The sequence below is a fragment of the Dyadobacter sp. BHUBP1 genome (assembly GCF_050587785.1).
Taxonomy (GTDB): domain Bacteria; phylum Bacteroidota; class Bacteroidia; order Cytophagales; family Spirosomataceae; genus Dyadobacter.
Genome location: NZ_JBOBIH010000047.1, coordinates 1 through 666, shown reverse-complemented (window position 1 = coordinate 666; position 666 = coordinate 1). Strand labels below are relative to the sequence as shown.

The following is a 666-nucleotide window of genomic DNA, read 5'->3' as shown; positions in this document are numbered from 1 at the left end:
AACGTCCAAAAAGTAAAGTCTTCCCCCTTGCCTTCCCGCCAGCGTCATCCTTTAGCGTTGATGTCAGTCATTCCGACTCACATACGAAAGGATATTTTGTCATGTCTGATTATTACGTCATGCCCATGTTTGTAAACGTAGAGGTCAAAAGCGTTTGACGAAGTCATGGGAGCGATGCGCTAGCGGAAGCCACACTTTCCTTTCGCTCCTATCCGAAACCAAGACATGAATACAGTCGTATATACAAAAAAAGGATTTTTTGGAGGGGAAAACCGGATGGAATTGCTTTTTGCTTTGTTCGAGTTGATTGGAAACGTCATAGGGATGCTGCTACTGAAGAACGAGCGAAGCAAAAGCTAGCTCCAGTAGGGACAACTGCGCCTTCCACGTTTTCCATGTGCGGAAAGCTGCTTCCACACAGAAGCAGCCTCCCCAAAATCATTCGACTGTCAGGTGGAGGAAACCAAATGAGCAAACTGGAAAAGGGAATTATTTATTTGTTCAGCTTTATTTTTTGCCCCGTCGGGTTGATTGTCTGGATCGTTTCCATGTTTAATCAAAACCAGCAATTCAAAAGCGTCGGGCGAGTCGCCTTATACGTCGCCGCTACTTCTTTTTGCCTCCAGCTTATCATCGGGGTTTTGAATTTTGTTTGGTACTCAAACA

The 666-nt window shown here is 45.0% G+C and carries 1 protein-coding gene; it reads left to right on the top strand.

Annotated features, from left to right (window positions below; all coding sequences use genetic code 11):
- Positions 1 to 467: 467 nt before the first annotated feature.
- Positions 468 to 666 (top strand): hypothetical protein (locus ACQ4MZ_RS31570; RefSeq protein ID WP_430852030.1); only part of this gene is annotated, 199 nt, incomplete at its 3' end.